The 11,520-nt window shown below is 73.9% G+C and carries 10 protein-coding genes; 5 read left to right on the top strand and 5 right to left on the bottom strand.

Annotated elements, in window-relative coordinates; genetic code table 11:
• Window positions 1–113: 113 nt before the first annotated feature.
• On the top strand, window positions 114–977 hold the full coding sequence (locus tag ACFXAE_RS31595; RefSeq protein WP_384721536.1) for a phosphatidylinositol-specific phospholipase C/glycerophosphodiester phosphodiesterase family protein: 864 nt from the start codon (window positions 114–116) through the stop codon (window positions 975–977).
• 102 nt (window positions 978–1,079) lie between these two features.
• Window positions 1,080–1,274, top strand: a complete 195-nt coding sequence (locus ACFXAE_RS31590) for a hypothetical protein (protein WP_073934709.1) — start codon at window positions 1,080–1,082, stop codon at window positions 1,272–1,274.
• A gap of 21 nt (window positions 1,275–1,295) precedes the next feature.
• Here ACFXAE_RS31590 and ACFXAE_RS31585 read toward each other — a convergent pair whose 3' ends face one another.
• Window positions 1,296–1,691 carry a luciferase family protein gene (locus tag ACFXAE_RS31585; protein WP_384721533.1) on the bottom strand — a complete coding sequence of 132 codons (396 nt, stop codon included), beginning with the start codon at window positions 1,689–1,691 and terminating at the stop codon, window positions 1,296–1,298.
• Between the two features lie 115 nt (window positions 1,692–1,806).
• On the opposite strand from ACFXAE_RS31585, the gene ACFXAE_RS31580 reads away from it, so the two are divergent.
• Complete coding sequence (locus ACFXAE_RS31580; RefSeq protein ID WP_384721530.1) at window positions 1,807–2,178, top strand: DUF4180 domain-containing protein; 372 nt, start codon at window positions 1,807–1,809, stop codon at window positions 2,176–2,178.
• A 24-nt stretch (window positions 2,179–2,202) separates the two neighbouring features.
• Here ACFXAE_RS31580 and ACFXAE_RS31575 read toward each other — a convergent pair whose 3' ends face one another.
• A complete protein-coding gene (locus ACFXAE_RS31575; protein WP_384721527.1) occupies window positions 2,203–3,411 on the bottom strand; it encodes an ROK family protein in 1,209 nt (402 codons plus the stop codon).
• A 166-nt stretch (window positions 3,412–3,577) separates the two neighbouring features.
• A complete protein-coding gene (gene xylB / locus ACFXAE_RS31570; protein ID WP_384721524.1) occupies window positions 3,578–5,023 on the bottom strand; it encodes a xylulokinase in 1,446 nt (481 codons plus the stop codon).
• Between the two features lie 114 nt (window positions 5,024–5,137).
• On the opposite strand from xylB, the gene xylA reads away from it, so the two are divergent.
• Complete coding sequence (gene xylA, locus ACFXAE_RS31565; protein ID WP_384721521.1) at window positions 5,138–6,304, top strand: xylose isomerase; 1,167 nt, start codon at window positions 5,138–5,140, stop codon at window positions 6,302–6,304.
• 376 nt (window positions 6,305–6,680) lie between these two features.
• Window positions 6,681–7,076, top strand: coding sequence for a hypothetical protein (locus ACFXAE_RS31560; protein ID WP_384721518.1), 396 nt, complete (start codon window positions 6,681–6,683; stop codon window positions 7,074–7,076).
• Window positions 7,077–7,222: 146 nt separating this feature from the next.
• On the opposite strand, the gene ACFXAE_RS31555 is transcribed toward ACFXAE_RS31560, so the two are convergent.
• Both ACFXAE_RS31555 and ACFXAE_RS31550 read right to left on the bottom strand, forming a co-directional pair.
• Window positions 7,223–8,494, bottom strand: a complete 1,272-nt coding sequence (locus ACFXAE_RS31555; protein WP_384721515.1) for an SWF or SNF family helicase — start codon at window positions 8,492–8,494, stop codon at window positions 7,223–7,225.
• Window positions 8,491–11,415 (bottom strand): SNF2-related protein, encoded by a 2,925-nt coding sequence (locus tag ACFXAE_RS31550; RefSeq protein ID WP_384721611.1) that lies wholly within the window; start codon window positions 11,413–11,415, stop codon window positions 8,491–8,493. Before ACFXAE_RS31550 ends, ACFXAE_RS31555 begins: the two co-directional genes overlap by 4 nt.
• Window positions 11,416–11,520 lie beyond the last annotated feature (105 nt).

The raw sequence follows: 11,520 nt of genomic DNA, 5'->3' as shown, positions 1-11,520 counted from the left end.
GAAGTGAACGACCGACGGCTGATCGGCCAACTCCCCCTACCACCCTGCTCCTTGGCCACTTGCGGACCTCATACTCTCCATGGTCCCGTATGGCCCCTCCAGGGAGGCAGAGCATGGCCCTCACCACCCGTCGCAGAGCCCTCACGACCCTCGGCGCCGCCCTCGCCGGCACCGTCGCCCTCCCCGCGACCCAGGCACTGGCCGGTGAACACAAGCACCGCCCGCGCCCGTTGTGGCAGGCCCACGCCCACAACGACTACGAGCACCCCCGTCCCCTCCTCGACGCCCTCGACCACCGCTTCGGGAGCGTCGAGGCCGACATCTACCTGGTCGGCGGCCGGCTGCTCGTCGCCCACGACCCCGAGGACCTCGACCCGTCCCGCACCCTCGAGTCCCTCTACCTCGATCCGCTCACCGCCCGGGTCCGCGCCCACCACGGCTCGGTGTACCGCGGGCACCGCAGGCCGCTCCAGCTGCTGATCGACATCAAGACCGAGGGCGCCTCCACCTACCTCGAACTCGACCGCCGGCTGCGCCGCCACCGGCACCTGTTCACCACCTACGCCCACGGCAGGGTGCTGCCCGGACCGGTCACCGCCGTCATCTCCGGCGACCGCGCGGCCCGTGCCCCCATGGAGGCCCAGAGGATCCGTCGCGCCTTCTACGACGGCCGGCTCACCGACCTCGGCAGCACCGCACCGGCCTCCTTCGTCCCGCTGATCAGTGACAACTGGACGCTCAACTTCACCTGGCGGGGTGTCGGCGCCTTCCCCGACGCGGAGCGCCGGAAACTGCGCGACATCGTGGGCACCGCCCACGCGCGCGGGCAGCGGGTGCGGTTCTGGGCCACCCCCGACCTGCCGGGCCCCGCCCGCGACGCGCTCTGGGGCGAACTGGTGGCGGCGGACGTCGACCACCTCAACACGGACGACCTCGCGGGCCTGGAATCCTTCCTCGACGCCCACCGGCGGGCGTGACACCACACGTTCGGAGGACAGGTCAGCTGCCCGGACGAACCCTCCGCTACGCCACACTTGCGGCCGAACGCCGCGAAACGGATGTGGCGGAGGAGGTTGACGATGGCCATTTCCATCTCTGTGGTGCTGCTGCTCTCGGTCCTTGCGGTGATCTTCCTACGCAACGGCGGACTGAAGATCTCCCACGCGCTGGTCTGTCTGCTGCTCGGTTTCTACCTGGCCAGCACGAGCATCGCGCCCACGATCCACAGTGGCCTCACGGCGACCGCCGACATCGTCGGCGGTCTGCGGCCGTGAGGCCACCGCGCCGGACGCGGTTCAGCGGTCGGTGACCGGCTCCCGCGGCAGCACGGTGACGCGGTGGAAGTTGCACCCCGCCGGTGCCGGCGGCGCGGACGGGGGCCTGTTCTGGTGCGCCTTGAGGGCGACGCTCACCAGACTCAGCAGCAGGTCCACGTCCGTGGCGCAGTCCAGATGCACCGTCACCCAGCCGGAGTTCGGGACCAGTTGTATCGCGCTCGACCCGCTCAGGTCGTAGTGGAAGCGCTGGATGGCGCGACGGGTGAGGTGGAGGTCCACGTCCCGCGCGGAGTGGAAGTGGACGATCTCCTCGCGGGCGGTGCGGAGCGCCTGCCCCGTGCCGCAACCGGCCGGACAGGCCGTGAGATCGGACCAGGTGAGCAGTCGCTCCATGGCTCGCTGCGCCGGTGTCATGCCCTCATCGTTGCCTGCTCAACGTCCGGACACCAGAAGTTGGGTGATTCGTAATCGAGTGGTGAGCTTGTGAAACCCTCGAAGCCCTGGGCGGAACCTGACATACGATCATGTCATGGCAACCGACGAACTCGTGACCTGGCATGGCGTTCCCGTCCTCGTGTGCGACCGGGACGGCCGGAAGCTGAGCGGCGGCGACACCGCCCTCGATCTGATCGGCGATGCCATGGGCTGTCACGCGGAGATGGTGGCCGTCCCCGCCGAGCGGGTGGCCGACGAGTTCTTCGCCCTGCGCTCGGGCATCGCCGGGGACGTGGTGCAGAAGTTCGTCAACTACCGGATCCGTCTGGTGATCGTCGGCGACATCGCCTCCCGTGTGGCGGACAGCGACGCCCTGCGCGACTTCGTGCGGGAGGCGAACCGCGGCACCCAGACGTGGTTCGTGGCCGACCGCGCGGAACTCGAGGAGAGGCTCGCGCGCGGGTAGGCCACGTGTCCCGGGGCGCGCGCGTCAGGCCCGTTCGGCCACCGCCGCCGGGTCGTCCAGGACTCCCCGCACCACCGAGTGCGCCGCGCCCAGCAGCGGACCCTCGGGACCCAGCGGGGACACGGAGACGGGACAGGCCGGCCCCGCGGTACGGCGGGCCAGCTCGGAGCGGAGCGACGGCAGCAGCCAGGGCGCGAGCCCGGACAGGGCTCCGCCCAGCACCACGCTCTCGGGGTCCAGCAGATTGACCGCTCCGGTCAGAGCGATCCCGAGCGCCGTTCCCGCGTCCTCCAGGGCGCGTCGTACGTCCGTGTCGCCCTGCTCGGCGCGGCCCGCGAGGAGGCCGACGCGGTCCTCCCCCGGCTCCAGTCCGGCCGCGCGCAGCACCGCCTCCTCGCCGGCGTACTGCTCCAGACAACCCCTCCCACCGCAGGCGCACTCCGGTCCGTCGGGCCGTACCGGTACATGGCCCAACTCGCCGGCGAAGCCACGGTTTCCGTGCAGCAGCCGCCCGTCCACGACGACCGCGGCACCGATACCGATCTCGGCGGACACATGGAGGAAGTCGCGCGGGGTGCCCTCGCCGAGCCACAGTTCGGCCAGCGCGCCGAAGTTGGCCTCGTTGGCCACGGTGAGCGGCAGCCCGGCGGGCAGCAGGTCGCCGAGGTCCGTGTCGAGCCAGCCGAGGTTCGGGGCGCGGACGACGGTCCGGGCGTCGCGTGCGACCAGACCCGGTACGGCCACGGCGAGCCCCGCCGGCCACAGGCCCTCGCCCTCCGCCTCGGCGGTGACCCGCTCTATCAGCCCGGTGAGTTCGCCGAGCACCGGCCCGGGGGAGCGGTCCCGGTTCGGGACGTGCCGCACCGCCCGTGACCGGACCCGTCCGCGCAGGTCGACCGCGCAGACCGCGAGATGGTCGACGCCGACCTCGGCGCCGATGCCCGCGGGGCCGCGTCCGCTGACGGCCAGCGCCGAGCCGGGACGGCCCACGCGTCCGGGCCGCTCGGGACCCAGTTCCTCCAGCAGCCCCGAGCGGATGAGCTCGTCGACCAGCGTGGACACCGCCGCGCGGGTCAGGCCGATGCGGGAGGCGACGGCGGCCCGGGACAGCGGCCCCTCGGCGCTCACGGTGTGCATCACACGTGACAGGTTGCGACGGCGCATGCCCTGCTGGGTGTCGGGCAGCGCGCGCTCCGGACCGGCCGGGCGGGCCTTGTGCGGCGGTGCGCTCATTCCTCCGTCGTTCCTCGGTCTCTGCGGTCGTTGGGTACGGACGGTCGCTGTAGCCGGTCGGCCTGCCTGCCGACCTGTGCCGGCCGGCCCGTGCCCGCCGGTCGGTGCCGGGTCGGCCGGCACGGACAGCCGGTGCCGGGCCGGTGGGCGCCGGCAGTGGGTGCCGTCAGTCGGTGGCCGTGCCGCGGTCCAGCAGCGGGGCCGCGTCGGAGAGTACCCCGGCCAGCCTGGCCAGCGTCTCCTCGTCCCGCTCCACGGCCTCCAGCACCGGACCCGCCGCCGTGTCCCAGCGCCGGGCGACCGCGGCCGGGTCCTCCCCGGTGAGCAGTCCGGCGGCCTGCGCCGCCGCACCGAGCGCGACCAGCTCCTTGGCCCGGGGCACCTGGACGGACCGCCCCGACAGCCGTCGTACGGTCTGCTGCCAGGCCGTGCCCCGGGCGCCGCCGCCGATCAGCAGCAGGGGCGCCGACGGGTCGGCGTCCTCGTCGAGGACGAGGTCGAGCGCGGCCAGCAGGGAGTACACGGCACCGTCGTAGGCGGCCTGGAGCAGCTGACCGCCGGTGGTGTCGTGGCGCAGCCCGTGCAGCAGGCCGGAGGAGTGGGGGAGGTTCGGGGTGCGCTCGCCGTCCAGGAAGGGCAGCAGCGTGACGCCGCGCCCGGGTTCGACTGCCTCACGGTCCAGGTTCAGCAGCGCCGCGACCCGGTCCACGGCCAGCGTGCAGTTGAGCGTGCAGGCCAGCGGCAGCCAGTCGCCGCGCGCGTCGGCGAACCCCGCCACCGTGCCGGTCGGATCGGCCGGCCTGCGCTGCGTCACCGCGTACACCGTGCCCGAGGTGCCGAGGCTCATCACCGGCGTGCCGGGACGCACCCCGAGGCCCAGCGCGGCGGCGGCGTTGTCACCGGTGCCGCACGCCACCAGGGTCCCCTTGGAGAACGGCAGGTCGTGGCTGTCGCGCACGGTCCCGGCGACCTCACCGGGGCGCACCACGCGGGGCAGCAGCGCCGGGTCGAGCCCCACGTGCGCGAGGATCTCCTCGTCGTACGCCTCCGTCCCCGAAGCCCACCACCCGGTGCCGGAGGCGTCGCCGCGGTCGGTGGTGCCCTGCCCGGTGAGCCGCTCGGTGAGGTAGTCGTGGGGGAGCCGGACCGCCTTGGTGGCGCGCACCGCGTCCGGCTCGTGCTCCGCCAGCCAGGCCCACTTGGTGACCGTGAAGGAGGCGGCCGGCACGCTTCCGGTGCGCTCGGCCCAGAACTCCGCGCCGCCCAGCTCCTCGATCAGCCGGCGGCCCTGCGGCGCGGACCGCACGTCGTTCCACAGCAGCGCCGGGCGGACCGGCTCCCCGTGCCCGTCCAGGGTGACCAGGCCGTGCTGTTGCCCGCCGATCGACACCGCGGCGGCCTCGTGCGCCGCCTCGCCGCACTGGCGCAGCGCCTCGCACAGGGCGTCCCACCACTGGCGCGGATCGCTTTCCCGGCCCGCCCCCGAGGTCACCGTGTGCGGTGCCTGGCCGCTCGCGACGACCCGGCCGGTGGCCACGTCGACGACCAGCGCCTTGGTGGACTGGGTGGATGTGTCCACGCCGACGACGAGCGGACCCTCGGCTGCTGACATCGGTCTCTCCCTCTTCCGCGCCTTGGCGGGGTGTGTCTCTTCCCAGAAATGTTCCTGCATACTAATTTGTAAACCGCCATGACGAAATAGTCTCAGCGAGCGAGGAGCCGCGGCATGAACTACCAGCCCACCCCCGAGGACAAGTTCACCTTCGGACTGTGGACCGTCGGCTGGCAGGGACGGGACCCCTTCGGCGACGCCACCCGGCGCGCCCTCGACCCGGTCGAGTCGGTGCGGCGCCTGGCCGAGCTGGGCGCCCACGGCGTCACCTTCCACGACGACGACCTCATCCCCTTCGGCTCGAGCGACAGCGAGCGCGAGGAGCACATCAAGCGGTTCCGGCAGGCGCTGGACGACACCGGCATGAAGGTGCCGATGGCCACCACCAACCTGTTCACCCACCCGGTGTTCAAGGACGGCGGGTTCACCGCGAACGACCGCGACGTGCGCCGCTACGCGCTGCGCAAGACCATCCGCAACATCGACCTCGCGGTCGAGCTCGGTGCGGAGACCTACGTGGCCTGGGGTGGCCGTGAGGGTGCCGAGTCCGGCGGTGCCAAGGACGTGCGGGATGCCCTCGACCGCATGAAGGAGGCCTTCGACCTGCTCGGCGAGTACGTCACCTCCCAGGGCTACGACATCCGCTTCGCCATCGAGCCCAAGCCGAACGAGCCGCGCGGCGACATCCTGCTGCCCACCGTCGGACACGCCCTGGCGTTCATCGAGCGCCTGGAGCGGCCGGAGCTGTACGGCGTCAACCCGGAGGTCGGCCACGAGCAGATGGCCGGGCTGAACTTCCCGCACGGCATCGCGCAGGCGCTGTGGGCGGGCAAGCTGTTCCACATCGACCTCAACGGCCAGAACGGCATCAAGTACGACCAGGACCTCCGCTTCGGCGCGGGCGATCTGCGGGCCGCGTTCTGGCTGGTGGACCTGCTCGAGTCGGCCGGCTACAGCGGCCCGCGGCACTTCGACTTCAAGCCGCCGCGGACCGAGGACTTCGACGGCGTCTGGGCGTCGGCGGCCGGCTGCATGCGCAACTACCTGATCCTCAAGGACCGCGCGGCCGCCTTCCGCGCGGACCCGGAGGTGCAGGAGGCGCTGCGCGCGGCCCGGCTGGACCAGCTGGCCCAGCCGACGGCGGCCGACGGCCTGCAGGCCCTGCTCGACGACCGGTCCGCGTTCGAGGACTTCGACGTCGACGCGGCCGCCGAGCGGGGTATGGCCTTCGAGCACCTCGACCAGCTGGCGATGGACCACCTGCTGGGCGCCCGGGGCTGAGCCCCGACCGCACGGGGACGCGGTCGTACCGGCTGTTCCGCCGGGCGACCGCGCCTCGCGTCGCCGTGCGTCCCACGGCTGCTTTCCTGCGCCCGGCGCCTGCCGGCACCCGCAGTGAGTGCCGGTGGTGCGCGTGGCGCGCTTTCCGCGCGGGACACGGCCGGAAGCGTGACTCCACCCACCACCGAAGCAGCGGTCTTCCGACGGAAGGTCGCGGTCCAGCCCGAACCGACCTCCTGCGGGGCGATACGGGGCAAAGGGAAATCACCGCGCCCCGGGGAATCGCCAGGAGCCTGAGGGCACAGGTGCCCTGAGTCCGTATCGACTTGTGCGGTGTCCTCGCGCAGGCCCCGTGTTAGCGGCGACCATGGTGTGTATGGCCATGCCACCCGTACCGCCCCGGCCGCCGGACGGCGGCAGCTTCGGACCGCCCACGAACGGCGGCGCGCCGCCGCCCCGGCCGCCCGGCGGGCGCAGGGTCGTGCTCCTCCTGCTCGCCGCTGTCGTCGCCGTCGTGGCCGTGTCCCTCGTCGTACTGATGGCCACGGGCGGCGACGACTCGCCGGACGAGGCGCCGAGCAGCACGGGGACAGGCGGCTCGCCCGTTCCGTCGCCGGGCATCCCCTCCGAGCTGCCCAGCGGTCTGCCGAGCCGACTCCCCTCCGGACTTCCCACGGAGCTGCCGTCCGAGTTCCCGAGCGGGCTGCCCAGCAACCTGCCGAGTGGTCTGGAGTCGCTCCTGCCGTCCCTGGGCGACGTGGAACTGCCCTGACGGCACGGCGCCGGGCGCGGTTACCCCCGAAGGGACCTCCGCCGAGACCGGTGCCGTGGCAATCCCCGCGGGCCCGGTGACCGCGTTCCTTGCGGTACGGCCACCGGGCCCGTCGCGGGCGGGTGCGGTGGCGCCCCGGCCGGTGGCTACCTTTCGGGTGCGCGCTCCGCCGAGGCCAGTGCCGTCGCCGGGTCCTGGGAGGAATCCCCTGCCGGGACCCACCGGCCGCGTTCCTTGCGGTACGGCCACCAGCGCCCCTCGCGGTCCAGGCGCAGCTGGACGGGTGCGCCGGCCGCCGTCCACCGGTTGGCCCGGGCCCGAAGCACCGGCCGTTCGTCCTCGTCCCACGCCGAGTCGAGGGCGGCACGCGCGCGTGCCAGCCGTTCACCGTCCACGGTCCACTCCTCGTCGAGCACGGCCAGGGCCGCCGCACCGCCGTGCCGCCAGGCCCGTACGGCCACGGCCAGCCCTTCCCTGCCACGCCCCGACCCCTCGGCGAGCCGCTCCGCCACCGCGCGGCCGGGCTCCCCGGCGGCCAGCCGCACCGCGTCCCGCGCGACGGTCGGTTCCGGTTCCACGGGCTGCCGTTCGTGGCCGTCCCGGAGCGCCCGGGCCAGCAGCCGGTGGGCCTGTACGGCGGTCCGGGCGGCCAGGAACTCCAGCGCGGGCGGATCGACCCCGGCCGCGGGCTCCGCCTCCGTGTCCAGCGACGGTGGAACCCCCGGCTCCGCGGGGAGGGCGGGGGCACCGGGAAGCGACGGCAGGATGTCCCCGGCCGCGTACGCCTCGGCCGCGTCCACGCCTTCCGGGCCCTGGGCGGGTCGCCCGGCCGACGCGTCGCCCCGAGCCTGGAGCGCGTCCAGCAGGGCGCGTTCACCCCGCCCCCGCATCAGCAGCAGGACGAACGGGTCCTGGTCCAGCAGCCGGGCCACCTGGTAGCACAGCGCCGCCGTGTGACCGCAGTGGTCCCAGGCGCCGCAGTCGCACTCCGGCTCCAGATCGCCGAGGCCCGGCAGCAGTTCGACGCCGGCCAGCTCCGCGTCCTCGACCAGATGCGTCGGCATCTCGCGGTCGAGCAGCGCCGCGACATGCCCGGCCCGCTCCACGGCCATGGCCAGGAAACGGTCCCACTGCTCCTCGGACAGCTCCTGCAGCAGCACGTCCGCGCGGTGGGCCGTACGGTCCCGGTCCTGTACGACCGCCGTGATGCGTCCCGGCCGTACGGACACCGCGCCGACCGCGCCCGCGCGGGCGAGTCCGCGGCCCGCCTTGAGCTGCCCGGAGTCCAGCGCCGTACCCTCCAGCGCCGTCAGCCAGGCCCGGCCCCACCAGGTCTGCGCGAAACCGCGCCCCCGCGCGGGCGGCAGTGCGGCGAAGGTGCGCTCCACGCCGGCCTCGTCACCGTCGTACCGGGTCATCCCAGTCCCCCTCGCAGTTCGACCAGCTCCGCCAGCTCGGCGTCGGTCAGTTCGGTGAGCGCCGCCTCGCCGGAGCCGAGCACCGCGTCGGCCAGCTCACGCTTGCGCTCCAGCAGCCCGGCGATGCGGTCCTCGATGGTCCCCTCGGCGATGATGCGGTGCACCTGGACCGGCCGGGTCTGGCCGATGCGGTACGCGCGGTCCGTCGCCTGCGCCTCGACGGCGGGGTTCCACCAGCGGTCGTAGTGCACGACATGCTCCGCGCGGGTGAGGTTCAGCCCGGTCCCCGCCGCCTTCAACGACAGCAGGAAGACCGGGACCTCGCCGTCCTGGAAGCGGCGCACCATCACCTCACGCTCGGCGACCGGCGTGCCGCCGTGCAGGAACTGCGTCGGCACGCCCCGCGCGGCCAGGTGCCGTTCCAGCAGCCGGGCCATCCGCACGTACTGTGTGAACACCAGGACACCGGCCTGTCCGGCGAGGACCGTGTCGAGGAGTTCGTCCAGCAGCTCCAGTTTCCCCGACCGGCCCGCGACCACCGGCCGTTCCTCCTTGAGGAACTGCGCCGGGTGGTTGCAGATCTGCTTCAGGCCGGTCAGCAGCTTCACGACCAGTCCGCGCCGCGCCATGCCGCCGGCACCGGTGATCTCGGCCATCGCCTCGCGCACCACGGCCTCGTACAGCGCCGTCTGCTCCTGGGTGAGCGACACGGCGTGATCGGTCTCCGTCTTGGGCGGCAGCTCGGGCGCGATCCCGGGGTCCGACTTGCGGCGGCGCAGCAGGAACGGCCGTACCAGACGGGCCAGCCGGTCCGCCGCGGCCGGATCCTGCCCGCCCTCGACTGCGTCCGCGTACCGGCGGCGGAAGGTGCCGAGGCGGCCGAGCAGGCCGGGAGTCGTCCAGTCGAGGATCGCCCACAGCTCCGACAGGTTGTTCTCCACCGGTGTGCCGGTGAGCGCCACGCGCGCGCGTGCGCCGATCGAACGCAGCTGACGGGCCGTCGAGGAGTACGGGTTCTTCACGTGCTGGGCCTCGTCGGTGACGACCATGCCCCAGGGGACCCCGGCGAGCCGGGAGGCGTCCAGCCGCATGGTGCCGTACGTGGTGAGCACGAACTCGCCGTCGGCCAGGTCGTCCAGCGTCCGCCGCGCGCCGTGGAAGCGGCGCACCGGGGTGCCGGGCGCGAACCGCTCGATCTCCCGCTGCCAGTTGCCCATCAGGGAGGTCGGGCAGACCACGAGAGTGGGGCCCGCGGACTCCGGATCGGTCTGGCGGTGCAGGTGCAGGGCGATCAGGGTGATGGTCTTGCCGAGCCCCATGTCGTCGGCGAGACAGCAGCCCAGGCCCAGGGAGGTCGTCCGGGCCAGCCAGTTCAGGCCGCGCCGCTGGTAGTCCCGCAGGGTGGCGGCCAGAGCGGCGGGCTGTTCGACGGGCTCCTGCGCCTCGGGGTCCGCGAGCCGGTCCCGCAGGGCCGCCAGCCACCCGGTGGGCCGGACCTCGATGCGGCTGCCGTCGACCTCCACGGAGCCCGTCAGGGCCGCGCCGAGCGCGTCGACCGGCGTGATCTTGCGATCCTGGCGCACACGGGCCCGGGCCAGCGTCCGGGGGTCGATGAGGACCCACTGGTCGCGCAGCCGGACGAGGGGACGGTTCGCCTCGGCCAGCCGGTCCAGCTCCTCGCGCGTGAGCCGCCGGTCGCCCAGGGCGAACCACCAGTCGAAGGCGAGCAGCGCGTCGGCGGACAGGAACGACGGTCCGTCCGCGAACCCGGCCCTTCCGGGCGCCGGCTCGTCGTCGGCGGACAGGAACGACGGTCCGTCCGCGAACCCGGCCCTTCCGGGCCCCGGCTCGTCGTCGGCGGGACCGACCTCCGCGCGGGTGGTGAGTTCGCGGACCAGATCCTTGGGCCAGTGCACGTCGACGCCCGCACCGGCGAGCCCCCGGCCGCCGTCGCCGAGGAGTTCGGCGATCTCCTCCTCCGCGAGGTCCACCGCGTCCGGCACGGCCGCCGCCAACAGGGGAGTGAGCGGCGCCCAGGCCCGCACCGCGCGGCGGAGCGCGAGCAGGGCGTCCATCCGCGCGCGGGAGCCGAAGGCCGCGCCGGAGGCCCCGGCCCACACCTCGCCGGCGTCCGCGACGAGCGCGGGGTCGCTCACGCCGTGCATCTGGAGGACGGCCCGGAACGACACGTCCGCGGTGTCGGCCGCGTCCGTGAGCCCGCGCACCTCGATCCGCAGTGACAGCCGTACGCCGGCGTCGTGGCCGGCGGCGATGTCGGCGGACCAGGTCCGCAGTCCGGGCAGCCGCTGGGGTTCCGGTACCGCGAAGGCGGCGGTGCCGGTCGCGAGGCGGGCGGCGGGGGAGCGGGGGAGGGTGTCGGCGACCGCGTCGAGGAAGGCGCGCAGCAGCTGCTCGGGTTCGGGCAGCCGCGGCGGCTCGGTGCCGTCCACAGGCATCGCGTGGGCCTCGGGAGGCATCGCGGCGGCGAGCCTGCGGATCGCCTCGACGTCCTCCGCGTCCAGCGGGCCTACGCGCCAGGCGTCGTGCTCGGTGGGGGAGAGGCCGGGCAGCAGCAGACCGCGCCCCACCAGGTGCAGGGCGTGCACGGCGGCGGCGCCCCAGAACCGGGTGGCCCGGTGTCCCGCACCACCGGCACGCGCACGCGTGAGGAGCGGGAGCGCGTCGCGCACCGGCAGCACGGCGGCGGGCACACGCACCGCCTCGATCCCGTCGTCACCGGGCACCACGACGGTCAAATCCTCGGCCGACGCCGCGTCCACGGCCGGGGGCGGCGAGCCGTCGGGCCGCCAGAACGCGACCCGACCGGTGCGGGCGGGGTCACCCGGCACGAAGAAGGCCGGGCAGCCGGTCAGTTCGGAGTGTACGGAGGGAGGTGCCGGGGGAGTCGTCTGCGCAGTGATGACAGGAGTCCTCAAACTTGACTAGCGAAGCCGGAGTCGCCGAGGGTACAGCACGAGTGGCGCCGTTCGGGTATGCCTGCGCTGTGAGGTGAGTCACTATGGAGG

The sequence above is a fragment of the Streptomyces sp. NPDC059454 genome (assembly GCF_042749965.1).
GTDB lineage: Bacteria > Actinomycetota > Actinomycetes > Streptomycetales > Streptomycetaceae > Streptomyces.
The sequence above is the reverse complement of the archived record's forward strand: the minus strand, read 5'-3'. Positions and strand labels throughout refer to the sequence as shown.

Excerpts from the sequence above, each read along its gene's own strand:
- ACFXAE_RS31595 (WP_384721536.1), top strand. The coding sequence starts at position 114 with ATGGCCCTCACCACCCGTCGCAGAGCCCTCACGACCCTCGGCGCCGCC.
- ACFXAE_RS31590 (WP_073934709.1), top strand. The coding sequence starts at position 1,080 with ATGGCCATTTCCATCTCTGTGGTGCTGCTGCTCTCGGTCCTTGCGGTG.
- ACFXAE_RS31585 (WP_384721533.1), bottom strand. The coding sequence starts at position 1,691 with ATGACACCGGCGCAGCGAGCCATGGAGCGACTGCTCACCTGGTCCGAT.
- ACFXAE_RS31580 (WP_384721530.1), top strand. The coding sequence starts at position 1,807 with ATGGCAACCGACGAACTCGTGACCTGGCATGGCGTTCCCGTCCTCGTG.
- ACFXAE_RS31575 (WP_384721527.1), bottom strand. The coding sequence starts at position 3,411 with ATGAGCGCACCGCCGCACAAGGCCCGCCCGGCCGGTCCGGAGCGCGCG.
- xylB (WP_384721524.1), bottom strand. The coding sequence starts at position 5,023 with ATGTCAGCAGCCGAGGGTCCGCTCGTCGTCGGCGTGGACACATCCACC.
- xylA (WP_384721521.1), top strand. The coding sequence starts at position 5,138 with ATGAACTACCAGCCCACCCCCGAGGACAAGTTCACCTTCGGACTGTGG.
- ACFXAE_RS31560 (WP_384721518.1), top strand. The coding sequence starts at position 6,681 with ATGGCCATGCCACCCGTACCGCCCCGGCCGCCGGACGGCGGCAGCTTC.
- ACFXAE_RS31555 (WP_384721515.1), bottom strand. The coding sequence starts at position 8,494 with ATGACCCGGTACGACGGTGACGAGGCCGGCGTGGAGCGCACCTTCGCC.